Annotated in this window: 27 protein-coding genes; 9 read left to right on the top strand and 18 right to left on the bottom strand. The window is 44.6% G+C overall.

All coding sequences use genetic code 11. The features are described 5' to 3' along the window. Positions 1 to 186 precede the first annotated feature (186 nt). Positions 187 to 2010, top strand: a complete 1824-nt coding sequence (locus tag IX95_RS07440; RefSeq protein WP_038158331.1) for a M4 family metallopeptidase — start codon at positions 187 to 189, stop codon at positions 2008 to 2010. Positions 2011 to 2060: 50 nt separating this feature from the next. Here the strand turns inward: IX95_RS07440 and IX95_RS07435 are convergent, their stop codons facing one another. From IX95_RS07435 to IX95_RS07425, 3 genes are all read right to left on the bottom strand, one after another. Next, a complete protein-coding gene (locus IX95_RS07435; protein ID WP_038158327.1) occupies positions 2061 to 3371 on the bottom strand; it encodes a hypothetical protein in 1311 nt (436 codons plus the stop codon). A 110-nt stretch (positions 3372 to 3481) separates the two neighbouring features. Continuing rightward, on the bottom strand, positions 3482 to 4033 hold the full coding sequence (locus IX95_RS07430) for a hypothetical protein (protein ID WP_038158325.1): 552 nt from the start codon (positions 4031 to 4033) through the stop codon (positions 3482 to 3484). 429 nt (positions 4034 to 4462) lie between these two features. Further along, entirely contained in the window at positions 4463 to 5233 is a 771-nt protein-coding gene (locus tag IX95_RS07425; protein ID WP_038158323.1) for a substrate-binding periplasmic protein, read from the bottom strand. 130 nt (positions 5234 to 5363) lie between these two features. Between IX95_RS07425 and IX95_RS07420 the strand changes: the two genes are divergently transcribed. Next, a complete protein-coding gene (locus tag IX95_RS07420) occupies positions 5364 to 6119 on the top strand; it encodes a substrate-binding periplasmic protein (protein ID WP_038158521.1) in 756 nt (251 codons plus the stop codon). A gap of 98 nt (positions 6120 to 6217) precedes the next feature. Here IX95_RS07420 and IX95_RS07415 read toward each other — a convergent pair whose 3' ends face one another. The 12 genes from IX95_RS07415 to IX95_RS07360 all read right to left on the bottom strand — a co-directional run bounded on the left by IX95_RS07415 (position 6218) and on the right by IX95_RS07360 (position 14231). Beyond that, entirely contained in the window at positions 6218 to 7294 is a 1077-nt protein-coding gene (locus tag IX95_RS07415) for a nickel/cobalt transporter (RefSeq protein WP_235202596.1), read from the bottom strand. 21 nt (positions 7295 to 7315) lie between these two features. Further along, positions 7316 to 8062: a DUF1007 family protein gene (locus IX95_RS07410; protein WP_081885411.1), complete on the bottom strand. Its 747-nt coding sequence runs from the start codon at positions 8060 to 8062 to the stop codon at positions 7316 to 7318. A gap of 288 nt (positions 8063 to 8350) precedes the next feature. After that, entirely contained in the window at positions 8351 to 8602 is a 252-nt protein-coding gene (locus tag IX95_RS07405) for a DUF2999 family protein (protein ID WP_006960580.1), read from the bottom strand. Between the two features lie 72 nt (positions 8603 to 8674). Then, positions 8675 to 8929, bottom strand: coding sequence for a Rho-binding antiterminator (locus tag IX95_RS07400; RefSeq protein WP_038158321.1), 255 nt, complete (start codon positions 8927 to 8929; stop codon positions 8675 to 8677). 2 nt (positions 8930 to 8931) lie between these two features. Further along, on the bottom strand, positions 8932 to 9246 hold the full coding sequence (locus IX95_RS07395; protein ID WP_038158319.1) for a cupin domain-containing protein: 315 nt from the start codon (positions 9244 to 9246) through the stop codon (positions 8932 to 8934). A gap of 4 nt (positions 9247 to 9250) precedes the next feature. Beyond that, positions 9251 to 9547: a Dabb family protein gene (locus tag IX95_RS07390; protein ID WP_038158317.1), complete on the bottom strand. Its 297-nt coding sequence runs from the start codon at positions 9545 to 9547 to the stop codon at positions 9251 to 9253. 2 nt (positions 9548 to 9549) lie between these two features. After that, positions 9550 to 10071: an O-acetyl-ADP-ribose deacetylase gene (locus IX95_RS07385; RefSeq protein WP_038158314.1), complete on the bottom strand. Its 522-nt coding sequence runs from the start codon at positions 10069 to 10071 to the stop codon at positions 9550 to 9552. Continuing rightward, positions 10071 to 11048 carry a D-2-hydroxyacid dehydrogenase family protein gene (locus IX95_RS07380; protein WP_038158312.1) on the bottom strand — a complete coding sequence of 326 codons (978 nt, stop codon included), beginning with the start codon at positions 11046 to 11048 and terminating at the stop codon, positions 10071 to 10073. Before IX95_RS07380 ends, IX95_RS07385 begins: the two co-directional genes overlap by 1 nt. Before the next feature lie 68 nt (positions 11049 to 11116). Beyond that, positions 11117 to 11524: a VOC family protein gene (locus IX95_RS07375; RefSeq protein WP_038158310.1), complete on the bottom strand. Its 408-nt coding sequence runs from the start codon at positions 11522 to 11524 to the stop codon at positions 11117 to 11119. Positions 11525 to 11542: 18 nt separating this feature from the next. Next, positions 11543 to 12139 (bottom strand): LysE/ArgO family amino acid transporter, encoded by a 597-nt coding sequence (locus IX95_RS07370; RefSeq protein WP_038158308.1) that lies wholly within the window; start codon positions 12137 to 12139, stop codon positions 11543 to 11545. Between the two features lie 8 nt (positions 12140 to 12147). Beyond that, entirely contained in the window at positions 12148 to 12696 is a 549-nt protein-coding gene (locus IX95_RS07365; RefSeq protein ID WP_038158306.1) for a DUF924 family protein, read from the bottom strand. Between the two features lie 86 nt (positions 12697 to 12782). Further along, on the bottom strand, positions 12783 to 14231 hold the full coding sequence (locus IX95_RS07360; protein ID WP_038158304.1) for an aminotransferase-like domain-containing protein: 1449 nt from the start codon (positions 14229 to 14231) through the stop codon (positions 12783 to 12785). 86 nt (positions 14232 to 14317) lie between these two features. Here IX95_RS07360 and IX95_RS07355 point away from each other — a divergent pair, with 86 nt between their 5' ends. From IX95_RS07355 to IX95_RS07345, 3 genes are all read left to right on the top strand, one after another. Beyond that, positions 14318 to 15229: a DMT family transporter gene (locus tag IX95_RS07355; RefSeq protein ID WP_038158303.1), complete on the top strand. Its 912-nt coding sequence runs from the start codon at positions 14318 to 14320 to the stop codon at positions 15227 to 15229. A 67-nt stretch (positions 15230 to 15296) separates the two neighbouring features. Further along, entirely contained in the window at positions 15297 to 15572 is a 276-nt protein-coding gene (locus IX95_RS07350; RefSeq protein WP_171354513.1) for a hypothetical protein, read from the top strand. A gap of 73 nt (positions 15573 to 15645) precedes the next feature. Then, the gene (locus IX95_RS07345; protein ID WP_019276199.1) at positions 15646 to 16431 is read left to right on the top strand and encodes a substrate-binding periplasmic protein; all 786 of its coding nucleotides are present in this window, start codon (positions 15646 to 15648) and stop codon (positions 16429 to 16431) included. Between the two features lie 27 nt (positions 16432 to 16458). Here the strand turns inward: IX95_RS07345 and IX95_RS07340 are convergent, their stop codons facing one another. Then, entirely contained in the window at positions 16459 to 17007 is a 549-nt protein-coding gene (locus tag IX95_RS07340) for an MSHA operon transcriptional regulator (protein ID WP_038158301.1), read from the bottom strand. 283 nt (positions 17008 to 17290) lie between these two features. Between IX95_RS07340 and IX95_RS07335 the strand changes: the two genes are divergently transcribed. After that, a complete protein-coding gene (locus tag IX95_RS07335; RefSeq protein ID WP_038158300.1) occupies positions 17291 to 19579 on the top strand; it encodes an ATP-binding protein in 2289 nt (762 codons plus the stop codon). 123 nt (positions 19580 to 19702) lie between these two features. Next, a complete protein-coding gene (locus tag IX95_RS07330; protein ID WP_038158516.1) occupies positions 19703 to 21052 on the top strand; it encodes a UDP-glucose dehydrogenase family protein in 1350 nt (449 codons plus the stop codon). A gap of 43 nt (positions 21053 to 21095) precedes the next feature. Here the strand turns inward: IX95_RS07330 and IX95_RS07325 are convergent, their stop codons facing one another. Then, positions 21096 to 21557 (bottom strand): RDD family protein, encoded by a 462-nt coding sequence (locus tag IX95_RS07325; protein ID WP_038158299.1) that lies wholly within the window; start codon positions 21555 to 21557, stop codon positions 21096 to 21098. A gap of 434 nt (positions 21558 to 21991) precedes the next feature. On the opposite strand from IX95_RS07325, the gene IX95_RS07320 reads away from it, so the two are divergent. After that, entirely contained in the window at positions 21992 to 24460 is a 2469-nt protein-coding gene (locus IX95_RS07320; RefSeq protein WP_038158298.1) for an immunoglobulin-like domain-containing protein, read from the top strand. Between the two features lie 91 nt (positions 24461 to 24551). Here IX95_RS07320 and IX95_RS07315 read toward each other — a convergent pair whose 3' ends face one another. Next, positions 24552 to 24815 (bottom strand): DUF3012 domain-containing protein, encoded by a 264-nt coding sequence (locus IX95_RS07315; protein ID WP_006960600.1) that lies wholly within the window; start codon positions 24813 to 24815, stop codon positions 24552 to 24554. A gap of 307 nt (positions 24816 to 25122) precedes the next feature. On the opposite strand from IX95_RS07315, the gene rbsD reads away from it, so the two are divergent. Further along, entirely contained in the window at positions 25123 to 25542 is a 420-nt protein-coding gene (gene rbsD / locus IX95_RS07310; RefSeq protein ID WP_006960601.1) for a D-ribose pyranase, read from the top strand. Positions 25543 to 25558: the final 16 nt, after the last annotated feature.

Below are 25558 nucleotides of genomic sequence, written 5' to 3'. Positions count from 1 at the left end.
TTCTCGTATTCAAAATTTAATGAGTAATTCGTGTAGTTTTTTGTTGCCACTGTAAGAATTATAATTTCGTATGTAACTTGCTTGATTGTGCAGCTATCGCTCATGTTATTGGTGCGATTTATCGCAGAGACACTTCCTATTGAGTCGTTGGGGAGAAGGATTTTATACCAATAACAGGAAAGTAAAATGAAACAACGTCAAATGCTTTGGCTGATTGCCGCTGGATTAGGAGTTAGCCTACCAGTTACAGCCGCAGAGATGGTTAAAGTTGAAAACGATGCATTACTACAACAAGCACTAAAAGCTCAGTCAAACAGTGTGGTTCCGATGGAAACGGGCTTCGCTGAAGTGAAACGAGTCGTTTTGCCAAACGGTAAGGTGAAGGTTCGTTATCAGCAGACACATATGGGTCTTCCAGTATTCAACACCTCTGTGGTAGCAACTCAGACGAAAAGCAGCCAGAGTGAAGTTTACGGTGTCATGGCACAAGGAATCAGTGGTGACGTGGCAACAATCACTCCAACTCTGGACGAGAAGCAAGCTATCGCCGCAGCAAAAAGTGCATTTAAGAAGCAATCTGTGGTTGCCTCTGATGCGCCAATGGAGAACTCTAACTCGAAGCTGATGGTATGGCTGGATGACTCACAGACAGCAAAAATTGTTTACTTGGTAGACTTCTTTGTTGCGGCAGAGACACCAGAGCGCCCGTTCTACTTCATTGATGCAAACACAGGCCAAGTGCTCAAGCATTGGGATGGTCTAAACCATGCTGAAGCGACAGGTACAGGCCCTGGTGGTAACCAAAAGACAGGTCAATACAACTTCGGTACGGACTACCCGGGGTTTATTGTCGATAAATCAGGCACAACCTGTACGATGAATAACTCAGCGGTAAAAACGGTGGATTTGAATGGTGGTACTTCAGGGAGTACAGCATTCAGCTATCCGTGTAGTGACGACACCAATCACAACGACCACAAGTATGTGAATGGCGCTTATTCGCCTCTGAACGATGCACACTACTTCGGTAAAGTTGTGTTTGATATGTACCAAGACTGGATGAATACTTCACCATTAACATTCCAGCTAACCATGCGTGTTCACTATGGCAACAACTACGAAAATGCGTTCTGGAACGGTTCATCAATGACATTTGGTGATGGTCAGAACACCTTCTACCCACTGGTTGACATTAACGTGAGTGCGCACGAAGTGAGCCACGGTTTCACCGAGCAAAACTCAGGGTTGGTGTACTCCAACATGTCAGGTGGTATGAACGAAGCCTTCTCAGATATCGCGGGTGAAGCAGCGGAATTCTACATGAAAGGTTCTGTTGACTGGGTTGTTGGTGCCGACATCTTTAAGTCAGAAGGTGGTCTACGTTACTTCGATCTTCCATCAAAAGATGGCCGCTCTATCGACCATGCTTCTCAATACTACGATGGCCTGAACGTTCACTACTCAAGTGGTGTGTACAACCGTGCTTTCTACTTGTTGGCGAACAAAGCGGGTTGGGATGTGCGTAAAGGTTTCGAAATCTTTACATTGGCGAACCAACTTTACTGGACGGCAAACAGCACGTTTGACGCAGGTGCCTGTGGCGTAGCAAAAGCAGCAGCTGATATGGGTTACAACGTATCTGATGTTGAAGATGCATTCACTACAGTAGGCGTAAACGCGTCTTGTGGTACAACGCCTCCACCAACGGGTGATGTACTGGTAAAAGGTACGCCAGTGACTAACCTAGCAGGCGCACGCTCTTCTGAAACGTTCTACACGTTTACTGTCGATTCAGCGTCTAGCGTTGTGGTTTCTATCTCTGGCGGTACAGGGGATGCAGACCTATACGTAAAAGCGGGTAGCAAACCAACAACTGGTAGCTATGACTGCCGCCCTTACCGTTACGGTAACAGCGAACAGTGCAGCCTATCAGCAACACCAGGTACCACTTACCACGTGATGCTGAAAGGTTACTCTAGCTACTCTGGCGTGACACTAAGATTAGATTAATAAAACACAACATCGTAAGTGAAAGGGCTCCATCTGGAGCCCTTTGTTTTTTAGACATCCAATGGTGGCATACCATGTAAGGATGCAAGCTGCGATAGCGAGAGGTTGCTTTTCGCCAGTGAGCTGCGAGACGCTACTGTTGGCTTCACCGCGGCAGGTTTCACCGTGAATTCGTGTCCATCTAATAGGCCTTTACCGTTCTTGAGCTCATTCAGTCGGGCGTTAATGACGCCATCGGTGCTGGAGAAATCAATCTTGTAGCTACCGACGTACTCTTGAACGTATTTAGTAGAGAGGGATTTAAGTTTATCGATGTAAACCACGGCTTTATCATATTCGCCCTGAGATACGGCATCTAACTTAGGCGTTAACAATTGCGCAAACTTCATGGGATGCCCGACAAAGCCACTGCCCATCACGAGCGCGGCCACGATAGGGGTGGTCACCACCGCACTTTGGAACCACTCAGAAAACATCTTATGATCACTGACTAAGCTGCCGTTAGCGGTTCGGTTATGCCATTCTTTCTTTGCTCGTTTTAGCACTTTGTCGAGTAAGCTTCGTTGGACAAAGAAGTCCACAAGTTTAATTACACGCTCTAGAATACTGACGATAAGGCTAATGATAGAACCAATGCCAGCGGCGGTTGCTCCTGCTATTCCAGCGACGCTTAGCGCAACACTCTTGATACCACCCAGCACACCCATCGCAGAATGACGAGCCAACGCTTTGGAAATGATACTCGGATGCCCTCCTAGCAATTCAACACCACGGCCTTTGTAAATTTGCGTGATAAGATCTTTAGATTTTAAAATGGATTTTTTAACGGCAGAGTATAAGCTCGACGCATTTCTGAAGTGACTCCAAACCGGAATTAGAGTCGCTAAATTGCCTGCGTATTTACTTGTGAGCCAAGAGCCCACTTCAGCCAACCATTCTAATCCATGCGCTAAATCACCATAAACATCCCGAACTTTGTTAAGCAGGGTACGAAAGAAATCAGAAAGTAAATCTTTTATGCCGTCTTTCATCGCAGTCGTTACTTCAGCGACTTTTGAAGCGGCTTTAGAAATAGTTTTCGCGGCTTTGCTGTTCTTCAGTTTGGTTGCGGCTTCTGTATTGCTGAGCAAGCCCATAGCAGCGGTTTTGAAGTCGCTAAACGGCTCAGTCCCAACAACAAACGCACTGAAAAAGTGTGCGTTCGAAATTTTTGCAACCTTAGTGATTTCCGTACTCGCAAGCATATACATTGCACCCATTCGAGCATCGGCCATCTGAGCGACCTGTACCCCCCGTGCTGTATCAGAAGTATTGCCAAAGATTTTGTCTTTGATGAGACGCTTAAGTAGTTTGACTTGCATGGAAGCCTCCATTCAAAAATGTAGAGCGTACTAGGGGACTCAGTTATCAATACTGGGATAACAAAGAGGGAGTTCGCGTCACGTACTTTAATCGTACGAATTTAAGGTGATCAGAGAACGATCATCCCTTCATATGCGGGGTTTTTTGTCAGCACTTTGGTGACGCTGTTGTAGTGCCCGAATATCATTTCAGGGTGGATGCTATTAGCGACATTGATTTCGCATTGGTAGGCATCCACTTGATACATATCGTCCAGTTTGCGCTTGGCACTATAGTTGACATCCAAAGCCATTGGGTGGTTAGACAAGTCGATAATGTAAATGTCTTCGGCTCTCCACTCTTCCGCGAAGGTGTAGTTGTAGGTGGTTGATATACCGACACTTCCTGTGTGTCCCCGAGCTTTTCTTCCCGTAAATGTATCCCATTCAATGGCAACATCTCGCTGACGAAAACCTTGATTAAAGAAATACTCCATACCATTCTGAGCGAATCCAGAGTCTGCTCTGTAGACAATCCCTTTGTACAAACAACAGCCTGCCATCTGACTTTTGCATTCGAGTCTTCGAGCAAAATATTTGGTCGTTAAATTTTCCACCACATGTGACTCGACCATAAGTTTGTTTCGGTCTTCGTATTTTTTTCGTTTGAAGAATAGTGGCATGCGATACCTCATACAGTAAATCTAGAGAACATACATAGTTTAAAGCGATGCTTCTTACCAAAAGCCGTATGACTCGAACTTGGCTGGTAAACCTAAAATTGAACATGTGGGTTTGGCTAAAAAGTAACCCACGTAATTTTTCCTGACAAGCCTGTACATGCGTAAGTAATTTCTTACAAGTAAGCAGTGTTGGGCTCAGATAATCAGAAATTCATGGTTTGATGAGCGGCTTTTTTCAATCAAAAGAGTAAGATATAAATATGTCGTTGCTTGAATAATTACGTTGCTATCTCATACCACTTTATGGTTTCACTCTTTTATTTTTTGGTCAGACCAGGAGCGGGTTTGGAGGCATGCGATAAGCGAATGGTATACAGGCTTTGTCAGTGCAGTGGCTATCATCTGCGAGTAGGTATGACGCTATTATATTTACTGATATTTATCAAAGAGCTCAAAATAGCGTTTTGATGTTGTGAAGGCTTCTATTCTTGCCCATAACGCTTGAGCCAGATCTGGATGAGCAGAATAAAAGTCCTTTGAAAAAGCAAGATAGGAATATTGATCACTGAGCGGGAGCTTTTCTTTGATAATGCCAGTAATCGAACTATTGTCGTTAATTATCTTATCAGTAATGGATTCCAGCCCGACCCACCCATTAATTCTTCCTTTGCTCAACAGTTCTAACCCTTTGTAAGCACTGGTCGCTTCCTTAACTGCAATGCCCTGTTTTTCAAGCTTAGCGATGATAGAGTAATTTGTTGTTGCTCCTATCTTACCGTCGGTTTGATAGAGCTTACCGCCTTTACTGTATATGGTTGCGCCTTTTGGCTTATATAAGAAATAACGTTGTCTTTTTAGATATTTAAGTTTATCAACGTCACCATCTTTCATAGGGTATTCTAAAAACTCTGCTCGTGCGGTGCTAAAGCTGGCATGGAAAATAGCATCGACTCTGTTGTGTTTTGCCATTTTTAAAACTCGGCTCCAGGGTGCTCTTTTAAAAACGATATCCACCCCTATTTCACGAGAGACTAATCGCAACGTTTCAACCGTTACGCCTGGTGACTTAGCGTTAACACTACCAGCGGCTCCGACTATATAAGGCGGAAATTCTAAGTCTGAATATCCGATGATGATCTGTTTGCCATAACATTGGGTGGTTATGAAGAGTAGAGCGATGATGTAAGGAATTACCCTCATAAAAACACCATAGATTATGTGTAAAACGCGAATTGCCAAGAATGCTGTCGTCAGCGCACATTCAGGATATTGTTCTTACGAACACCATCAATTACAGCTATGATTTTAGTACTAAAGTGAAGCGATGATTATGAAAAAGATACAAATTCTATTAGTGGTCATACTTTTTATTTCGGTGACTGCTAACGCTGATGATGGCGCCATACGTTATGTCACAGAAGAGTACCCACCTTACAACTACTCTGATAACGGTAAGCTTAAAGGGATGTCCGTGGATGTGCTTGAAGCTATGTATGCAATAGCGGGAACGGACCTTGATGCCTCCCAAATCAAGATATTACCTTGGCAACGTGCGTATAAAACAGCGCAAAAGAAACCCAATTTTGCGCTGTTTTCCACGACTCGAACCATTGGTAGAGAAAATGACTTTCACTGGGTCGGGCCTATCGTCGCAACAAGTATTGTAATCCTGACGTCGTCAAATGATATAGAAGTGAATTCTTTAGCCGACTTATACTCATACAAAATTGGTGTGGTAAGGAAAGATATTGGAGAGGAAAGTTTACTTGAAATGGGTTTTCCTAAAGAAAGCTTATATGTAAGTGATGATGCGAGAAAATTAATTGAGAAGTTAAGTACCGGAGAGCTTAACTTTATTGCTTATGAGGAGAACGTTGCCCGCTGGTGGATCACACAAGCAGGCTATGAGCAGAAAGCGTTTAAATCGGTTTATAAACTTGCGGATGGCCAGCTGTATTTTTCATTCAATAGAAAAATTCAGTTAAGTAAAATTGAAACGCTACAATCTGCTTTGATGGCGTTGAAAGCGAAAGGTAGTGGGAACATGCAAAGCCAGTACCAACAGATATATAACAAGTACTTTTAAACGTTGCCTAAGGATTACTGAATTTAATAATCTTGAGTTGGTAATTCCACACAATGATCACCGCTGAAGATACCAATCGCTCCTGTCCGTTTGACGTTTTAGATGGAGAAAATAGGGGACATTCCATAGTTTTCTCCGGCCATGAATAGAAGGCCAATAGTTATCAGTAGCAAGCCACCAATAAGTTGGACATAAGCACCAGCAAGGTTCCATCCTTCACTCTTACTGCTGTTATTGACCAGATAGCGTTTCACCACATGTTTACCAGTCAATGTCATCATAGCAATCAAAGATGTAGTAAGAGCAGTGCCTGCAGCCATGAGTATGGCACTGACGACACCCATCCAATATAGCCCTGCAACATTGGCAAAAAGCAGCACCATAATTGCACCAGTACAGGGTCGTATGCCAATCGTAGTAATAATTGCTAGATATTCTCGCCAAGTGGACGCCCGATTGATGGCATCGGCTTCAGCTACATGGTTATGACCACAACCGCACGTATCGCTATGTTGGTGTATTGGCGGAGTGATGTTGCTTACAGGGCTTCTCCCAATCGGTGCAAGCTCTCCTGAGGAAGTGGCGTCGAGCGGTGTTACTGAATTCACTCGAATTTTTGGTTTACGTATCGACTTATAAATGTTTTTCAGGGCCTTGTACATGATCAACCCACCGAATAAGGCGACCAGACCAAAGCTGAATGTCACGAAAAGCGAAGCTTGCTGGTTGACTACCCGCATCGAGGCATTAAACCCCCACACTAAGACCGTCACCAAGGTAATGGCGACTATAGCCTGAAGCATGGCGGAAACAACCGTTATCATCAAGCTCGCTTTTACTTTAGTTGGGTGAGTAGCCAAGTATGTGGTCACAATTACTTTTCCATGTCCGGGGCCAAGCGAATGAAGCATGCCATACAAGAAGCTAAAGCCAATCAGGTAGCTACCAGCTATGAGCGTGTTTTCTTTCGCATCGTAGAGTAAGTCTGCAAGCTGACTATTGACCTCTCTTTGCCAGTGCGCCGTTTTTACGACCAGTGTAGGCCATGCGAGCCAGAGCTGATAAAGGCATACAGCTAATATTGCTGTGACTGCAAGGGCGACCAGCCAAGCTTGATAAGGACGTAAAGGCGTGCTTTCTTGACGCGCCGGAGTATTAATCGTCAGCGGTTTCATATTTGTACTCATGATTCATGTTTAGATGGAAGGGATGCTCACACAGTGGATTTTGACGGTCTGGGTAAACAGCTGCCCTAATGCATTATCTGGGTCTGCATCCGCTGGTAATGACATGGCATAGCTCATCTGTTCAGGAGTAGGGTTTGGTTTAATCATCTCTAAATCACACTGTCGATCCAGTTCTGGAGACAAAACCACGTCATTGGGTGATTTCCAGGCCATATCGACATAGTAACTGGGTTCGAAAATAAGTAAGCGTAGAGAATCTCGTGTCACGGGTTGGGGTTTTGAAAGAGGCAGTTCGAAGCTCAGCACGAGTTTTGACCGATTACGGGCTAGAGTCCCTTTCTGAGCGACTTTGTATTTGATAGGCGCTTCGCCATCGTAGAAATAGGTAAAGTAGTGTTCATACAGCATATTCTCTAGCACAGAGGCGGATACCTCTTGCAAAGATGACTGCTCATTTTCAGCGCTCATATCTTTCCCGTCTAACATGTAGGCGGATGTCATCGCGTCAAATGTCCACTCCATCATCAAACTTGTGATCATTCCGTTTTTGCCTTGAATATAGGTCTTCAAATCGATCCAAGAGTGAGGGTGGGCCTGTACTGAGGGAGCAATAATCAATGCGAGAAAAAGCCCGATCTTATTGCACCTACTTTCTTGCATACGATCATGGTGAGCTGAAGAGAAGCTATTTTTAGCACCAGAGATTCGTTTTATAAGGCGTATACATGGCTCGAATAAGCCGTCGATTTTGCTCATTTGTACTGTAATAATAATGATTTTGTTATGTTATAACATATGATTTCTGGTAGGCAAAAAAGTTCAATGTTAGAAATTTGTAGAGCGCTATAATCGAGGACTAAGCATACTCAGATTAGATTAAGAGTTAAGTGATTCATCTGGGAGAGTAGATGGCTTTTTCAGTCGATCAGGTTCGATGTCATTGTTGAGTAGTATTACCAGTAGCCAATCTGATTATCAAAAGTCCTCCTGATATAAAAAAGCCGCCAATCAAAAGATAGGCGGCTTCTCTAGACTGATTTTTGCTTATTGCTGAAGCTTCGATTTTGCTTCTTCGACTTTAGAGAAGTCTAACCCAAGCTCTTCAACAGCTTCTTTAATTAGCGCTGGATTTTGCATTACTTGGCCCATAAGAAGTTGTAGCTTCTCTTGTGGTAGACCAAGTTGGCTGATGGTTGCCATGGCTGCTAGAGGATTCTGTGTCAACGTCTGAAACAGTTCGTTGATTTGCTCGTCGCTGATGTTGTTCTCTTTCAACGTCTCTAGAATTGGGTTCATCAAATTACCTTTTTAACACTAAATGAAATAGAAGCTCAGTCTAACATCAAGCTAATGAAGGTTGTACTGGCACTAACTGACCTGAGTGAATTTTATTTCTTTGAAATGCGGGTTTTCTATCAAGGCTGTCATAGAAACCAAGGTTTCGGTTGGTAGCTGTGTTTCACCCGTTGCTGTGGCGATCACGATGGACTCCCTTCGATGGGCATCATAGTTGGTTGTCATTGCTTTGCCTTCAACAATCTCGCCCGACTCCGTCACCAACCGAACAGGGATATGGTAGAGACAAGCTATTTCGATGTAATCGTATTGGTTACAAGAGATCATGCTCAGTCCTTATAAAAGATGGCAAGCCAGATCGTTTCTTCATCTGGCGTGGTATAGCTGACTCTATGCTTAGTATGGGCTGGTATTTTGATATGGTCACCAGCCCTTAGCTCAACTTCCTCTCCGTCAGGGTACTGGAGTCGAGCATGGCCTGTTAGCACCACGACCCATTCATGTTCGTCTTGATCATACCAAAAATCTGGTTCGGAACTTTGCCCCTTTGAGACGATGCGCTCAAGGCGAAAAGATTGACCGGACAGGAGATCTTCAAAAACTTCTTCTGTTAGATCGTCAGGGATGGATTGTAAAAGGTTCATCGCGTTACACCGTATAATCAAACACCACAATGTCTTCAAGGATTGGCCTGAAGATTTCTTTCAAAACATCATGCTCTGGGTGGGGTAGGTAACGGTCTCGACCTGCTTCGTCAGCAAACGTCATCATAACGCAGTGGGTGTAGTGTTTGTTTTTCCCTTCTGGGCTGTCGTTGAGCCCCCATTCTACGCTATCGACACCTTCAACCTTAGTTGGCATAGATAGAAACGAATTCTTCAGCTTTTCAATCTGCTGTGGTGAAGCATTCGGTTTAAATTGAATAAGTAGAATATGTCTGATCATGATTATTCCTGAATGAGTGTGTTCTGAACGTGTTGCCAGATGGTCATCATTTCTTCACCAAAAAGGTAAAACTGAATATCCAGCTGAGCAAATTGGCTCTCTGTGCATACCGTTAGCGCAATCTCGGCGGCTTCCTGAAATGGATAACCATAAACGCCGCAAGAAATTGCTGGGAAGGCAATGCTTAGGCACTGATGAGTAAGTGCCAGCTTAAGCGATTCACGATAGGCAGATTGCAATATTTGTTCAGGATTAGCAACTTGATGATAAATAGGGCCGACAGTATGAATAACATATTTTGCTCTTAATTTACCTGAGGTGGTTATTCTTGCTTGGCCTGAAGGACAACGCACACCATCAACGGCTTCTACCTGCTGACAGGCTTTCAGGAGCTCTGAACCTGCTGCTCTATGAATTGCACCATCAACGCCTCCGCCACCCAGCATCTTTGGGTTAGCCGCATTGACGATAGCATCTACTTGAGCTCGAGTGATATCTCCGTTGATGAGTGTGATCATGACCATTACTCCAGAATATAGGCGTTGGCGATGTTGCTATAGTCACCTTTAGCGAAGGAGAGGATATTGTCAAAGGCGTGTTGAAAGTAGAGCTCATAACTGCCTTGCTCTACGTAGCCTAAGTGTGGTGTTGCAATCACGTTGGGTAAACTCAATAGAGGTTCGTTGTCTTTTGTCGCGGGCTCATAGTCAAAAACATCCACGGCGGCTTGTTTGGTTGGAGCCGTAGCCAGTGTTTGATAGAGCGCATTTGGCTCAATGAGTTCAGCCCGACTGATGTTAACCAGCAACGAATCCAACTTCATTGCGTCTAAATCTTTCTGACTGATAATGTGGCGTGTTGCATCGTTAAGCCTTAGATGCAGTGAAATTACATCGCATTGTTCAAAAAAGGTTTCTCGACTGTTTGCGGCTTGGTAACCCATCTCTATAGCATTTTGTCTGGAGGATTCACTGCCCCAGACCATCACATGCATTCCAAACACTTCAGCGTATTTAGCGATGCGTTGTCCGATTTTACCAAAGCCCCAAATGCCAAGGGTTTGTCCATTTAGTGTCCGCCCTAATGTAGGCTGTCCAGATTGTTGCCAGTGCCCTTGCTTGAACCGTTCGAGGTAAGCAGGAATATGGCGACTGGCTGCCATAATTAATGACCAACACAACTCAGACGGAGCAATAGGGGAACCAATGCCTTCGGCAACAGCCACCTGATGTTGATCGCAATCCGTTAGGTTAAGGTGATTGCTGATTTTTCCGGTCTGGCTGATGAGTTTAAGGTTTGGCAGGTTTTTAAGCAGATTGGGAGTAATGATGGTGCGTTCTCGAATCAGAACTAATACTTCAAACGGTTGAAGCTGTTCGATCAATTGATTCTCGTTTGAAGGGATGTCAGAGAAAACAGTGACCTCATGGTCATTCAGTTTTTTATAACAGTCTAAGTGACGAACTTGATCTTGATAGTCATCCAATATTGCAATACGCACAGCACAGTCCTTTTAACCAATGAGGTGCATATATTAAAAGAGATGATCGAAGAAATGTAGCGATAGTGTTAAGTCAATATTTGCGCTTTGAGCTCGACCACATTTCCTTCTGGATCATGAATATATATTGAGCGACCAAAGCCTTGAGCACCGTAGCGTTCTGTAAAGGGTTGATAGGTAAGCCCGCATTGGTCGAGATAGTTAAGCAGAGCGTTTTCTTCTAGTGGCGCGATTTGAAGGCAGAAGTGATCGACATTGCGACCATTTTGACTGGGCGTTTTACCACCCAGTTTGCCCAGCGTACTGTCGACGCAAACCAAGTCAATGATGGCGCTACCTGCGCGAAGCTGTGTTAGGCCAAGTTCTGGAAGTTCACGCTCGATAGGGCAGTGGAGAATATCTCGATAGAAGTGAAGCATACCTTTGATGTTACTCGTCCGTAGAACGATGTGATCTAATCCTTTCACTTCGATCATATTGGTGGCTCCCTAAACTCAGAATACTAAATTATACGCTAGCACAAGCATGATGATTCCGATGATTGCTTCGAGTATTTTCCATGAGCGAGCATGGCGGAAAGCTGGAATCAGGCGCTTAGCCCCATATCCAAGGCTGAAAAAGAATACAAATGAGGCACTGACAGCGCCAAGAGCAAACTGCAATTTATTCGGTTCGTATTGGGTAGAGATGGAGCCAAGCAATACGACGGTATCCAGATAGACGTGCGGATTTAGCCAAGTAAAAGCTAGGCACATCAATGCCGTTTTTAAAGCACTTTGTGTTGAATCGCCCGCAGGGTTGAGGGCGTGATTTGCCGTGTAAGCTGAATATAGGCTGCGTAGACCGTACCAGAGCAAAAACAGGCCACCGCCATAACGGGCGACTAGTTCAATCAAAGGAAATTTCGCTACGATTAAACCAAACCCTGCAACACCAGCAGAAATCAGGATGGCGTCTGAAAGCGAGCAAATCAAACAGACCAAAAACACGTGGTGCTGTTTGATTCCTTGCTTAAGGACGAACGCATTCTGCGCCCCGATGGCTAAGATTAATGAAAGGCCGAGCGTAAAACCTGCGAGAAACGTACTCATTATCGAAGTTAGAAGCTAGAGCCTGGCTGAGTCAGAAATTCAATTTCTTCGGCAGTACTTTCTCTTCCTAGAATCTCGTTTCGGTGCGGATAGCGCCCAAACCTATCGATGATGACCTTATGTTTGATCTCGAATTCGTAGTTGTTTTCCATGCCCGGTGCTTTGAATAACTCAACGGCACGCTCATGAATCAATAAAGATTCACTGTGCATAAACGGCATGTAGAGAAAAGACTGCTGTGTTGGTGAAAGCTCGACATCTTTACCTAATGCGATGGCTTCTTGTGCAAGAGCCAGTGCCAATGGGTCCTGTGCAAAAGCTTTGGGCGTATTACGATAGACATTACGTGAAAACTGGTCCAGCACAATGACTTCCGCCAGTCGACCAAGAGCGTTGGTACGCCAGCTATGAAGCTCAGATTGCGCCGCACGTTGCAATAGGTCACCAAAACGTTGCGTGATCGTATTATCTAGCTGTTCGCTACTTACAAACCAGTCTTTAGGTTCTAACTCTTCAAACCAAAAGGAAAGGACTTCTTGCGCAGTGATGGGAGTCATGGTGATATCATCCTTGTGTGTGATGGGTTATCCGTCGAATCTAATATACGAGAGTGACGGAGAAATTTAAATGTTTAATCAGAGAGTTATATTAGGGTCTGCGTAGATTCGATAACTTGTTGGTGAATCAGTTTGGCCAATAGTTCGATGCCTTGATGCCACTCCGGAGTATCTTCAAAGTTAGCGGTACTCAGACGGATACAGTGGCGAAATTGATCCGCGGTTGCAAATACAGTTCCCGGTAGGATGCTGATCTTATGCCTATTGCATTCTTTATAGAGAGCGAAGCTGTCAACCGACTCGGGCAAAGTAAGCCAAACCAAAAAAGATCCTTGCGGCTGAGATAGGTGGTAACTATTACGGAGCTCAGTATAGCGGTTTAACGCGGTTGTAAGCAGTAGGCTGAAACGACGGTTGTTTTGTTGATAGGTACGCTGCATCTTATTGATATGTTGTCGATATTTTCCTGTCGATAGAAATTCGCCTACAGCGGATTGCATCAGGTTCAAGCTGCCCATATTGTCACAAATCAGATACTTTTCGATCTCTGAACGATATTTTCCAGAAAGAATCCAACCGATTCGCAATCTGGAGTCGAGCATCTTTGACAGTGAATTTACGTAGATCACCCGATCTTGGCTATCGAGTGTTTTCAGTGGTAATACGCCACGATCAAATGCCAGTGCACCAAAAACGTCGTCTTCGATAATAGGGATATCTTTAGAAACGTTGAGTAGTTCAATTCGCCTTTCTTCAGGTATCCGTGACCCTGTTGGGTTAGTGAAATTGGGCGTTATGAGAATCACGGCGATAGGCCATTCCTGAATCGCATTTTCGAGCGCTTTAGGGTCCATACCATTGCGGGTACAACTCGAAATCTCGATCACTTTTAGACCAAGTGATTCCATCAAAAGCAGATTTCCAAAGTAACAGGGGGACTCCACGGCGACGATGTCTCCGGGTGTGGTTAGAGCGCGAAGTGCAAGACTGATTGCCTGTTGAGCTCCGTGAGTGATGGCTAGATCATTCGGATTGGCTTTGACACCAAGATCACGGCTGATTTTTGCCAACTGCTTGATGAGCCTATCATTCCCCGGGGGCAGTTGATAATGACTCGGCATGTGACTTTGCATTCTGCTATGACGACCTATTTCCGCATACAGCGATTTGATGGCGGGAGTCTTAATGTTTGGGTGAGCAGAGCCGGTCGGTAGCAACTCTTTCTCCTCTGGATAGCTGAGGATTTCTTTCGACACAGACAGCAGATCGACGGACTGAGGTGGCTGCTGGTGCAACTCCCTTGGCTGTGTCGCTTTAACTCGATAGCCTGATTTGGGTACCGCATAAATGAGCTCTTCGGCTTCCATCTCCTGATAGGCTCTAATGACGGTATTTTTGCTGACGTTCAGGTCGGCAACCAGTTGGCGGATCGATGGCAGTTTGTCTTCAGGTTGATAAATACCATTGTGAATCGCTTGTCGAATGTGGTGCTCTACTTGAACAAACTTATTGTCGGCTAATGAATCTGTACCCATTAAAAATACTCAATCTGTGTCTTTTTGATTTATCTGTCCCTTATTAAAGTAGCGCTAATTGGAGAGAAAAAGCCAGAGGAAATGACATGTTGGTGAGGTTAATCCCGTTTGTATTTGTGGTGCTTTGGGCATCGGGCTTTGTAGGAGCTAGGTTGGGTCTGCAATATGCGGAGCCAGCGACATTACTCACGATTCGCATGCTGGCCAATGTAGGGTTCTTTTTATTGCTGATTGCTTTACTGCGTCGCTCGATACCGCAAGGCAAGTTGTTTTGGCATAGCTGCGTGGTAGGAGTTTTAATTCATGGCTTTTATCTGGGTGGTACCTATATTGCGATTGATTTAGGAATGCCTGCGGGGTTGAGCTCGCTTCTGGTTGGTATTCAGCCGATATTAACCGCTATCTTATTAGTCGCTTTCAGCCGCGAACAATTCAAAGTATCGCAGTGGATAGGCTTAGCTCTGGGGTTTGTAGGTATCAGTTTAGTCTTAATTGGCAAAACTCAATGGCAAGAGGAGACGCATAAGTTTGCCGCCATCGCTCTGTGTGTGCTGTCGCTGATCGGGATCACTTTGGGGACTTTGTATCAAAAACGCTATTGCAAAGGTGCCGATATGGTTGGTAGTGCCATGGTCCAGTATCTCGCGGCAGCTTGCTTATTCCTCCCTTATGCAATGCATTTTGAAACCATGGAAGTCCAATGGACAACAGAGTTCATTCTTACGCTAACTTGGCTCGTTGTTGTGCTGTCCTGCGTTGCGATTCTGCTTCTGCTCTATATGGTGGAAAATGGTGCGTCGTCGAAAGTGGCTTCGGTTTTTTATCTCGTGCCCCCAACGACGGCAATCCAAGCATGGCTCGTATTTGGTGAGTCTTTTGATGGTCTTGGGATGCTAGGGTTTGCGCTGGCAGCGACTGCAGTCTACTTGGTGGTTAAGGCACCAAGCCGGCCGTTCATGAGGAAACGTCGTTCTAAGCTAGTAACCACTAATTCTTAATGGGTATTGGCATTGTCTGTAGGCGCATTATACTTCCCGCATTATTATTGAACCCCAAAACCAGGCGATGAGCAAAAAGCCAGATAGGATGAGCGCAATGCTTTCCATCATTCAACAAGTGAAGCAAGAGCTTCCTTTGTACGCACCAGAAACCTTTGTTTGTGGTTCAAAGGGCAATTGTGTGGGGTGCCCGAAAAAGTTACTGGAGCTGGTGGATTCTGAACTGACCTATTGGGAATCGGCGATGGGGCGAGGTATTACGCCTCAATTCGATGAAATTCGCCGCTTTGGTAAGATGTGCAATGGGGTTCGTAGGGGGTTACAGCGCAACGGCTTGGTATAAATCCGCTATTTTTCTTTAGAACTCCCGTTGTGTGGGCTAACTTTATAAAGTACTCACTAACTGGGAGTTTGTCATGAAGCGAATGTATTCTCTTCTGTCACTACTCATTGCGTTGTCTGTTTCTTTCTCTTCGGTATCTGTGGCCGGATACTCCGATGACCTTCGTGAGCTGTCATTCTTTACTGAGTCTTATCCCCCTGCCAATTATATGGAAGGCGACAAAATTACAGGTTATGCCGTGGAAATCCTCCTCGCCGCAAGTAAGATGGTCGGGGAAGAGATTGATATGTCGCAGGTGACTTTACAACCTTGGGCTCGTTCATATCGAACGGTGTTAACTCATGATAATTCGGTGTTGTTTTCTACGACACGTTCAGAACACAGAGAAACGCTGTTTAATTGGGTTGGCCCTATCGCTGATATAAAAATTGTCGTTTTGGCGCGAAAAGATGCGGACATTACAATTGAAAAGCCAATGGATATGGCCAATTACCGTATCGGGGTAATCAGAGATGATATCGGTGAGCAAACCCTGCTAGCGATGGGTTTGCCAAGGAACTCAATGCAGGAAGCCAATTACGTGACAACGTTGGCGGAGCAGCTAATGAAAAAGCGTATTGACCTTTTGGTTTACGCCCATCGCGCAGCAATTTGGTGGTCTAAGCAAGCTGAGGTCGATCCGAGTTTGTTTGAATCTGTTTATGTTGTGAGGGAAGGCCTGATCTATTACGCTTTTAACGTTGATGTTAAACCTGAAGTACTTGCTAAGCTGCAAAAGGGTGTTGATATGCTCAAGAACACCAAAGGTCAGTCTGGAAAGTCTTTATATCAGGAAATTATGGACAAATACGAGCGATAAAAAGCAGCCAAATGGCTGCTTTTGTATTTAAACTTTGGCCTTTTTAACGAAATAAGGATTATCGAATTTCTTTTGTGGCCCCAGTTCTGAAATAACCAGTCTGTTCCACAAGGCTCGGTCGAACTCACCTTTAGGGATAGAAGGGTACAAAGTCTCTTCTTCTTCACGGGCGTAGCGAAGAAACTCTTTCTTCTTGATTTGGTTGTACTTCCGTGCAACACGATTGTGCTTTGAGATCCACTCCAACTTAAAGTCGTTCAAAGCGGGCTCGGCTTCCTCAAGCGGCAGGCGAGTCAAGTAGATCCGTTTATAAGACACTTTTCGATCAAGCATGGTACGCATTGCAGTCTGTATGTACTTACCATGATTGGTGATCGAGATATCCTCTTTGTCGAATAGCGTTACGCTCCAACCTGATGGAAAGAAGTTAGGCTTACGATATTGCTTATTCCGGGTTTCAATCGCCTGATGAATGACCAGATCAGAGGTGCCATTAAATGTCTGCTGCCATTTGGCTATACGTATCTGTGTCGCAGTCGGTAAGCGATAGATATGAGTAAACTTATCTTGGTCCATATGAATACACAAATTGCTTCTAGTTATGAGAGAGCCTATTTCAAAGGTAAGAAAACAGAGTTAGGCGCTTCGAAATAGGAAATGTGGGATGAGATGCGTGCCCACAACAACGACTATCTTAGTGAATTCTTAAACAGGCTGCCACACTTTATTGGTCAATTTTTGGTAAAGAGCAGTCACGGCTTAAATATGCGTTTTAACATTTATAACTGATATGTATCAGAGTTCGTAGTCATCGACTACGCTTACTGATAAGTAGGGAAGTATAACTCTAAAGGTAAGTATGGCTGGGACGGACTTTGTGTCTCTTCTATGGTTGCTGGTTTGCACTTGTATTGCATTCTTCATGCAAGCTGGCTTTACCCTAATTGAAACAGGTTGTGTTCGCGCGAAGAATTCTGTCAATGTCGCGATGAAGAACATGGCAGATTTTCTAGTGGTTTCTGTCGTCTATGTTTTCGTCGGTTTCCATTTAGCACAGGGTAGCTCGCTTTTCTCATTCGACACTTTCCCTCTAACAAGTGAAGACTTTCCCGTTGTGATGTTTAACCTGATGTTTGTTGCGACCGCCGCGACTATTGTCTCTGGTTGTGTTGCCGAGCGAATGAGTTTTCGCGGTTATATTTATACGTCGGCTTTCATTGGTATACTGACGTACCCAGTGGTGTCCTACTGGACTTGGAACCCCAATTCTTGGCTCTACATACTTGGCTTTCAAGATTTTGCTGGAGGTGCGACGGTTCATGTTGTAGGTGGCATGATTGGTTTAGTCGGTACGATGATCATAGGGCCACGCAAAGACCGATTCATTGGCACACAGCAAGTAAATGAAATCCCCTCCTATAATCACACTCTGGTTACGATCGGCGTGTTTTTAATGGTGTTTGCTTGGCTCGGTTTTAATGGTGGGAGTTTCTACCAATTCGATGCACGTGTTCCTGTCGTTTTGTTTAACACTGTCCTTTGTGGTGCCGTGTCAGGATTTGTCACTCTGATTCTTGTCCATCGGTCCAAACACGTGCCAGTGTTTGTCACGCTCAATAGTGTTTTGGGTGGGTTAGTTATCGTGACAGCGGGCGCCAATATCTTTAATACATTTGAGGTTGCTCTGCTGGGTTTTCTGGCATCCATTACGGTGTACTACGGCGAAAGAATCCTAGTAGCACTTAAGATAGATGACCCTGTTGGTGCCATCCCAGTTCATTTGTTCTGCGGTATTTTAGGCGTTATATACACCGGCTATTCACTCAGCTTGACGCAAAATGGTGAGTTGGTCTGGGACTTGATGGTGCAAGCTGTTGGTATTCTGGTGATCTTGTTTTGGTCTGGCATTAACTCTTATGCATGTTTTCAACTATTGAAGTGTTTTCATCTCGACAGGGTGTCTCCTCAGGATGAAGAGCTTGGTTTGAATGTCACAGAGCATGGTGTCCAGATGAGTTGGCTTGAGACCCTTAGAGTGATTGAAGGCATCAGTCGAGACGGTGATTACTCAAAACGCGTGCCGGTGGAAATCGGTACGGAAGCGGGTGACGTTGCCATTTCTTTCAATCATTTAATGGATAGGCTAGAGGCCAATATCGATGTGTTACACCACGTAGCAAAAGGTAACCTTGATGATGTGGATATTGTTCCGAGTAGTGATAAAGACGTAATGGCGAACTCTCTTCATTCAATGATTGTCAGTTTACGCTCGCTGATTGATGAAGTGGAAGGCGAAATTGAAAATCAAGCCATGCAAATTGAAACCAGTGAGCACTCCATCCAAACACTCATTGAGAAATTTAAACGCACTCAAGATCAACTCATGGAAGCAGAAAAGATGTCTGCACTGACTGGGATGGTTGTGGGGGTGGCGCACGAGTTGAATACGCCGCTGGGCATCTCTGTTACGAGTCTTTCTGTTCTCAGCGAGCAGCTTGATGAAGTGGCGAAGAAGTTTTCGGAACGGACTATTACTACAGATGACCTGAACCGCTTTCTCAACGTCGCTAATGAATGTATTGAAATGATAGTGAACAATATCGAACGCTCGGTTGATTTGGTCAGTAAGCTTAAGCAAGTCAATCAGAAAATGACGACAGAAGAGCCTAAGCTGATTGATCTCAAACCCATGCTGAATGATGCCGTTTTGCATGTTAAAGATACTTTATTGCAGAAATCGATCGAGGTTGAAATCGAATGTGAAGAGACATTGCAAGCGTTCTTACCACCGATCTCGCTCCAGTGTGTGGTAGAAGAGCTTCTCAACAATAGTGCACTGCATGGCTTTGGTGAAGAGCAAGATGAAGAGCAACGCGTGATTATGGTTAATGTGCACCAATCCAGTAACCGTATTGATATTATCGTAGAGGATAATGGTGTCGGCATTGCGCCAGAAAACCAGAAAAAAATCTTTCAGCCGTTTTTTACTACCCTACGTGCAAGAGGTGGTACAGGCCTTGGCCTACATATGGTCTATAACATTTGTACACAGAAACTTGCAGGTGCGATTAATGTTCAGAGCGAAGTGAATAAAGGCACTCGCATCGCGCTTTCTCTCGATACTATGGGAGCCGCTGCGGCTCAATAACTCTACTCCCTGTTTCTCAGTTTGATTCACAACGCTTGTCAAATTACTGCCTCAAAAGCGTAAGCAGCTTGTCATTTTCCCCCGAGACACTGAGTACTGGTGACATTAGAAGCTGGTATGACAATGAGAGTAGCAATTTTTGGTAGTGGTTATGTGGGGTTGGTACAAGCCGCGGTTTTGAGTGATGCTGGGCATAATGTGTGCTGTATCGATGTCGATGAAGAACGTATTGCAAAATTGAGAAATGGTGTTGTCCCAATATACGAACCAGGACTAGAAAAGCTGGTCGCTGAAAACTCCTTTGCGGGTCGGCTCACTTTCACGACCTCCGCAGAGCATGAGCTGAATAGGTCAGACGTCATTTTTATTGCTGTCGGCACTCCTCAGGATCAAGATGGCTCTGCCGATCTCAATTATGTGCTTGCGGTAGCGTCAGAAATTGGTAAGTACATTCACGAAGACAAAGTGGTGGTGAATAAATCCACGGTACCTGTGGGAACCGCTCAAGCCGTAGAGTGTGAGATTAAGCTTCAACTGGCTCGTCGAGGATTGAACTCATTGGACGTGGCGGTATTGTCTAACCCTGAATTCCTCAAAGAGGGTACTGCAGTTACCGACTGTACTCGTCCAGACCGCATCATTGTTGGTGTAGACAAACATCATACGCACTATCAGCAACTTAAAGAGCTGATGCGTGAGCTCTATGCGCCATTCAATCGCAATCATGAAAAGTTGATCTTTATGGATGTAAAATCAGCAGAGTTAACTAAGTATGCCGCGAACAGCATGTTGGCAACTAAGATAAGCTTCATGAATGAAATGGCGAATATTGCGGAGCGCGTTGGAGCGAATATTGAAGATGTTCGTAAAGGTATTGGCAGTGATGAGCGTATTGGTTACCACTTTATCTATCCTGGTTGTGGTTATGGCGGCTCATGTTTTCCTAAAGATATTCAGGCGTTAATTAAGACCTCCGAAAGCTTCGGATACAGTAGTGAAATATTGAAGGCGGTCGAGAACGTCAACTTCTATCAAAAGCACAAGTTGTATGACCTAGTGCAAACACATTTTGGTGGTAGAGAGCAGTTGCGAAATAAGACGTTGGCATTATGGGGGTTAGCTTTTAAGCCTCGAACAGATGATATGCGTGAAGCCCCGAGTCGAGTTTTGATGGAAGCTTTATGGGATGCGGGTGCAACGGTTCAGGCTTTCGACCCAAAAGCAATGGAAGAAGCGCAGCGAATCTATGGCTCACGTTCAGACTTGCGTTTGATGGGGACGAAAGAGGCGACTCTCAGTGGTGCGGACGGGCTTATCATCTGTACAGAGTGGCAGAATTTTAAGGCGCCAGATTTTGATTTTATTAAGCAGGCTCTAAATCAGGCTGTTATCTTTGACGGTCGTAACCTGTACGAGCCGGAGCGTCTTTCTAGCCGAGGTATTCAATATTATTCTATTGGTCGCCGAATCTAGGAAGTGGAAGGGGAAGTTTTCCCCTCCTTTTTCAACTCGCTGGTTAGCCAAGAAATTCTGCCTGTTTCTCGTGTTGAACGACTTTACGCACTACGACTGTATTAGCAATCAAATCGTGCCAGCCTTGCTTCTTACCATTAAAAGCTATCCAGATAAAGCCGAGGCAAAGAGGAATAGCGCTGATGTAATATGCAAGGTAACGGATGACTGATTTAGAAAGCGTCAGCCGATGGCCTGTATCTGCATCTAATACTTCTAGTTTTAAAGCCATCTTTCCGGGTGTTGCTGAGCGGTAGACCCAGAACGCAACGGTGGCTATCAGAGGACAAATCCAGTTTAGGACTAAGTCCCAACCTCCAAGCAGAAAATCATCTGAACTCCAATAGACTTCACCATAAACCCAGTGCATTAAGGGTGTTATTAGGAGTAACAGTAGTACGGTATCGATTAGTGACGCAGCAAAACGGATCCAAAAGCCTGCGTATTCCTTTGATGTATCTTTCATTTTTACCTTCTAGCCAGTAGACCAGCCCATTTATAGATAAGCTTGATTATTTTAATAGTCATAAGTAGTAAGGGGAATGTATCAGAAGGTGAGGAAGAAGTGTTTTGTTTAAGGTGAATCTAACCGAATCATGACGTAAACCTCTCCGTCAAAACACGTTTTACGGACCGTAAAAACCGTCAAAATCGCCAAAGATAATAACGAAAAATCCGGATATATTATTTAAAATCAGATGGTTAAGTTATGATTGCTTGAGTGTGAAGTGTAATCAAAAATTTTGTGAATTTTTCCAATACTGCAAGCTTGTGTCCATAAGCTAAAAAGAGTGCTCGAAGGTGTGAAACTTTGTTGTTTTTGTGGCTAACATAATTTTTGCGAACACGGTCTGTTGGCTGAATAAGCAGTGTGTATGTATCAACCACTCGAGGTTTATTATGAACAAGCGACAAAACAAAAAACTACTCGCTTTATCTATTGCAGTAGGAGCGACATTGTCTCCTATGTCAGCGCTAGCAAGTGCTCAAGCTGGTCAGGAAATGGTGAATCCCACTGGGATGATCTTAGAAGGCTATTGGCACAATTGGTGTAATGTTGGTGGCGGAGATGGGTATAGACAAGGCTCTTCTGCATGTATCCAACTCAATGAGGTACCACGAGATTATAATGTCGTGATGGTTTCCTTCATGAAAGTGTTTGATGAAACAGAAGGACGTATACCAACATTTCGTTTAGACCCTGCTCTGGGGATGTCTGAACAAGATTTTATCAAGCAAATTGGTGAGTTAAATGCTCAGGGCCGCTCGGTGTTAATCTCTATGGGTGGCGCAAATGCGCACATCGCAATGCAATCAGGTGATGAGCAGCCTTTAGCGGAGGAAATTATTCGACTGACCGATCTCTATGGTTTTGACGGGTTGGATATCGATCTTGAGCAATCAGCGATCAGAGAGAAAGACAACGAGCAAGTTATTGTTGATACGCTTAAAATCGTCAAAGAGCATTACAGAAAGTCTGACAAGAATTTCATCATTGCTATGGCACCTGAGTTCCCCAATTTAAGGCACGCCGCAAATCAGTCTTATAAAGCTTACATAGAAAATTTAGAGGGCTATTACGACTGGATCAGCCCACAATTTTATAATCAAGCTGGCGATGGTGTGAATGGTGATTATAGCGGTGAAGCATGCAGTGGCTGGCTAGCTCAAAACAATGACGAGTGTAAGAAAGAGTTCATTTATTGGAGCTCATACAATGTTGCAAATGGTATCGACGGTTACGTGAAGATTCCGCACGATAAGCTTGTATATGGAATTCCCGCTAACAATGATGCAGCTAACAATGGATTCGTAAAAGATCCTCAAGACCTATTTGATGCGTTTGCTCAGCTAGAGGCTGAAGGACTGGGTTTACGCGGTATTATGACTTGGTCAGTCAACTGGGATCTGGGAAGAGATTCAGCGGACAAACCCTATGATCAACAGTTTGTAAACACGTATGGCCCTTTTATTCATGGTGGCGATGTTGACATGCCACCAGTGTTTTCTGGTACTCAAGATACTGAAATCTTTGTCAATACTGAGTTTGATGAAATGGCAGGTGTGACCGCATCGGATGAAGAAGATGGCGATCTAACCAGCAAAATCACTCATGAAGGGGAGGTGGATGAATCCCGAAAAGGGGTTTATACCATTATCTATCGTGTGACGGATAGCGGTAACAATACCACAACTGATTCTCGCCTTGTAACGGTCAAAGATGATGATGGGACGATTGGGTCCAAACCTGAAATTCATGGAGTGGAAGACACAACATCTGTTCTTGGCCAGTTCTTCGATACCATGCTTGGGGTATCTGCGCTAGATAGTGAAGATGGCAACATCACGGCTCAGATAACGATCGAAGGTAATGTTGATACTGCCAATATTGGCGATAACACTTTGACTTATCGTGTGGAAGACAGCGATGGTAATGAGGCGGTTGAGGTGCGCAATGTCCAAGTTATTAACGAGGCACCAGTACTTCATGGTATCAGTGATGTATCAATTACTGTGGGCGATGAATTTGATGCATTGTATGGCGTCACCGCACATGACTCGACAGATGGCGATTTAACCAGCCGAATTCTAGTCGATGGTGAGGTAAACTCAACCGAACCAGGCCGTTATGCTTTGGTCTATTCTGTTTCTGACTTCAACGGAGCAACCACCATTGAAAACAGAAATGTGACAGTGAATGAAGCGTCGGTATGTGTTATTCACGACTACCCAGACTGGCCTAGAAAGGACTGGGAAGGTGGCGAATATAATCACGCAGATAAAGGTGATTTAATGCGCTACGAAGGCGTGGTCTACGAAGCTCAATGGTACACCACAACAGTTCCTGGCAGTGATTCGAGTTGGATTGTGGCTGATGGTGATTGCCAAAGCGAAGGAAACCAAGCGCCAGACGCTATTATCAATGGCCCGGCAAATGCCATTGTGGGTTCTTCTATCACTCTAGATGGTAGTCAGTCTGTGGATCATGATGGTTCTATTTCTAACTATCAGTGGAGCTGGAATGGGGTTGTGCTCAGTGAATCGAGTTCTTCGCTAAATGTGGATTTCACACAGGGGCATTTAGGACAAAGTGTTTTCACTTTGGTCGTCGCGGACAACGAAGGCTTAACGGATTCAGTGGAACATACGGTGAATGTGACGTCTGATGATGGTGGGACTGATCCAGGTGTCTGTGAAGGCATTCCCGCTTACCAAACTTATGATCCTTCAACGGGAGAAGGCATTTACATGACGGGTGATCAGGTTGCGCATAAAGGCGATAAGTATGAAGCGCTAACCGATAACTTGTATAACATAGAGCCGGGTACCGCAGATCATTGGTGGAAGCCTTTGGGGTCTTGCGAGTAGCAAAGTTTCTCGCGACGAAATAAAGGTTCATTTATTTAGCCACTAACAGGCAGGTTGAATTCCTCTTGTTAGTGGCTTTTTCGTTGAGTGACTAAAGAATGCAATGTTTGGCGTAGCTGGTGGCTTCGTTTGCTGTCCATTCGCCTTTCGGTTTATCAGCTAAGTCCTGACACCAAGCTTCGCTACCGACCGTATTCTGAAATACACAGTGTTTGGCAAAGTCGAGCGCTCCCTGAGCATTCCATTCGCTCTTCGGTTTATCCTGCATGTTGTCACACCATTCCTGTGTGCCGATTTCTTCTTGGCATGCGCTCAGTGCTAACGCTGCGGCAAGAACGAAAACTATTCTTTTCATCGTTTCTCTCAGTTTTTTGTTTGCGCCACTATACCCAAATTTACGTCTCAAGTGTGTTATTTACGGCTGAATCAACCGCCTGCTGCGTTAAAAAACACATCAAATTTGGTGAATGATGTCACTGTTTGGGGCTGTCAAAACCATCAATTAAGGATCCGTTTCACACTCTAAAGATGAGTGACTCGCAAAACTGAAGTCAACGATTATGATTTCATCGAAACGTTTCGATGAGTTTTTTGTTAATAGCGAATGCAGTGTGAAATAGAAACTCAACGCAGTTTGAACGTGTAATCGATAGGTCGATGAAATGAAAAAAAGTACCCTGATAAACTCTGAACTTTCTTACCTCGTGGCGACACTAGGCCATACTGATGAAATCACGATATGTGATGCAGGCTTACCAATTCCCGAGCAGGTGCAACGTGTAGATCTTGCGTTGACTCACGGCGTGCCAAGCTTTTTGGAAACAGTGCGAGTGATTCTTTCAGAGTCGCAAATAGAAGGGGTGATCATCGCTGAAGAGTTTGCCTCCGTCAGTCCTGCGCATCATGAAACTCTGATTGCTGAGCTGCGTGCTGAAGAAGCGCAGACAGGAAAATCTATTTCGGTGGTTTATGTACCACATGAAGAATTCAAAACGCGCACTCAGCAAAGCCGTGCCGTAGTAAGAACGGGTGAGTGTACGCCTTACGCCAATGTAATTTTTCAAGCTGGTGTTGTGTTTTAAGCCGTTTGAGACTGAG

The organism is Vibrio sp. B183, assembly GCF_000740665.1.
Lineage (GTDB): Bacteria > Pseudomonadota > Gammaproteobacteria > Enterobacterales > Vibrionaceae > Vibrio > Vibrio coralliilyticus.
Note: the sequence above shows the minus strand (reverse complement) of the source record. Positions and strands in the feature narration are given on the sequence as shown.

Excerpts from the sequence above, each read along its gene's own strand:
- IX95_RS07440 (WP_038158331.1), top strand. The coding sequence starts at position 187 with ATGAAACAACGTCAAATGCTTTGGCTGATTGCCGCTGGATTAGGAGTT.
- IX95_RS07435 (WP_038158327.1), bottom strand. The coding sequence starts at position 3,371 with ATGCAAGTCAAACTACTTAAGCGTCTCATCAAAGACAAAATCTTTGGC.
- IX95_RS07430 (WP_038158325.1), bottom strand. The coding sequence starts at position 4,033 with ATGCCACTATTCTTCAAACGAAAAAAATACGAAGACCGAAACAAACTT.
- IX95_RS07425 (WP_038158323.1), bottom strand. The coding sequence starts at position 5,233 with ATGAGGGTAATTCCTTACATCATCGCTCTACTCTTCATAACCACCCAA.
- IX95_RS07420 (WP_038158521.1), top strand. The coding sequence starts at position 5,364 with ATGAAAAAGATACAAATTCTATTAGTGGTCATACTTTTTATTTCGGTG.
- IX95_RS07415 (WP_235202596.1), bottom strand. The coding sequence starts at position 7,294 with ATGAAACCGCTGACGATTAATACTCCGGCGCGTCAAGAAAGCACGCCT.
- IX95_RS07410 (WP_081885411.1), bottom strand. The coding sequence starts at position 8,062 with ATGAGCAAAATCGACGGCTTATTCGAGCCATGTATACGCCTTATAAAA.
- IX95_RS07405 (WP_006960580.1), bottom strand. The coding sequence starts at position 8,602 with ATGAACCCAATTCTAGAGACGTTGAAAGAGAACAACATCAGCGACGAG.
- IX95_RS07400 (WP_038158321.1), bottom strand. The coding sequence starts at position 8,929 with ATGATCTCTTGTAACCAATACGATTACATCGAAATAGCTTGTCTCTAC.
- IX95_RS07395 (WP_038158319.1), bottom strand. The coding sequence starts at position 9,246 with ATGAACCTTTTACAATCCATCCCTGACGATCTAACAGAAGAAGTTTTT.
- IX95_RS07390 (WP_038158317.1), bottom strand. The coding sequence starts at position 9,547 with ATGATCAGACATATTCTACTTATTCAATTTAAACCGAATGCTTCACCA.
- IX95_RS07385 (WP_038158314.1), bottom strand. The coding sequence starts at position 10,071 with ATGGTCATGATCACACTCATCAACGGAGATATCACTCGAGCTCAAGTA.
- IX95_RS07375 (WP_038158310.1), bottom strand. The coding sequence starts at position 11,524 with ATGATCGAAGTGAAAGGATTAGATCACATCGTTCTACGGACGAGTAAC.
- IX95_RS07370 (WP_038158308.1), bottom strand. The coding sequence starts at position 12,139 with ATGAGTACGTTTCTCGCAGGTTTTACGCTCGGCCTTTCATTAATCTTA.
- IX95_RS07365 (WP_038158306.1), bottom strand. The coding sequence starts at position 12,696 with ATGACTCCCATCACTGCGCAAGAAGTCCTTTCCTTTTGGTTTGAAGAG.
- IX95_RS07360 (WP_038158304.1), bottom strand. The coding sequence starts at position 14,231 with ATGGGTACAGATTCATTAGCCGACAATAAGTTTGTTCAAGTAGAGCAC.
- IX95_RS07355 (WP_038158303.1), top strand. The coding sequence starts at position 14,318 with ATGTTGGTGAGGTTAATCCCGTTTGTATTTGTGGTGCTTTGGGCATCG.
- IX95_RS07350 (WP_171354513.1), top strand. The coding sequence starts at position 15,297 with ATGAGCAAAAAGCCAGATAGGATGAGCGCAATGCTTTCCATCATTCAA.
- IX95_RS07345 (WP_019276199.1), top strand. The coding sequence starts at position 15,646 with ATGAAGCGAATGTATTCTCTTCTGTCACTACTCATTGCGTTGTCTGTT.
- IX95_RS07340 (WP_038158301.1), bottom strand. The coding sequence starts at position 17,007 with ATGGACCAAGATAAGTTTACTCATATCTATCGCTTACCGACTGCGACA.
- IX95_RS07335 (WP_038158300.1), top strand. The coding sequence starts at position 17,291 with ATGGCTGGGACGGACTTTGTGTCTCTTCTATGGTTGCTGGTTTGCACT.
- IX95_RS07330 (WP_038158516.1), top strand. The coding sequence starts at position 19,703 with ATGAGAGTAGCAATTTTTGGTAGTGGTTATGTGGGGTTGGTACAAGCC.
- IX95_RS07325 (WP_038158299.1), bottom strand. The coding sequence starts at position 21,557 with ATGAAAGATACATCAAAGGAATACGCAGGCTTTTGGATCCGTTTTGCT.
- IX95_RS07320 (WP_038158298.1), top strand. The coding sequence starts at position 21,992 with ATGAACAAGCGACAAAACAAAAAACTACTCGCTTTATCTATTGCAGTA.
- IX95_RS07315 (WP_006960600.1), bottom strand. The coding sequence starts at position 24,815 with ATGAAAAGAATAGTTTTCGTTCTTGCCGCAGCGTTAGCACTGAGCGCA.
- rbsD (WP_006960601.1), top strand. The coding sequence starts at position 25,123 with ATGAAAAAAAGTACCCTGATAAACTCTGAACTTTCTTACCTCGTGGCG.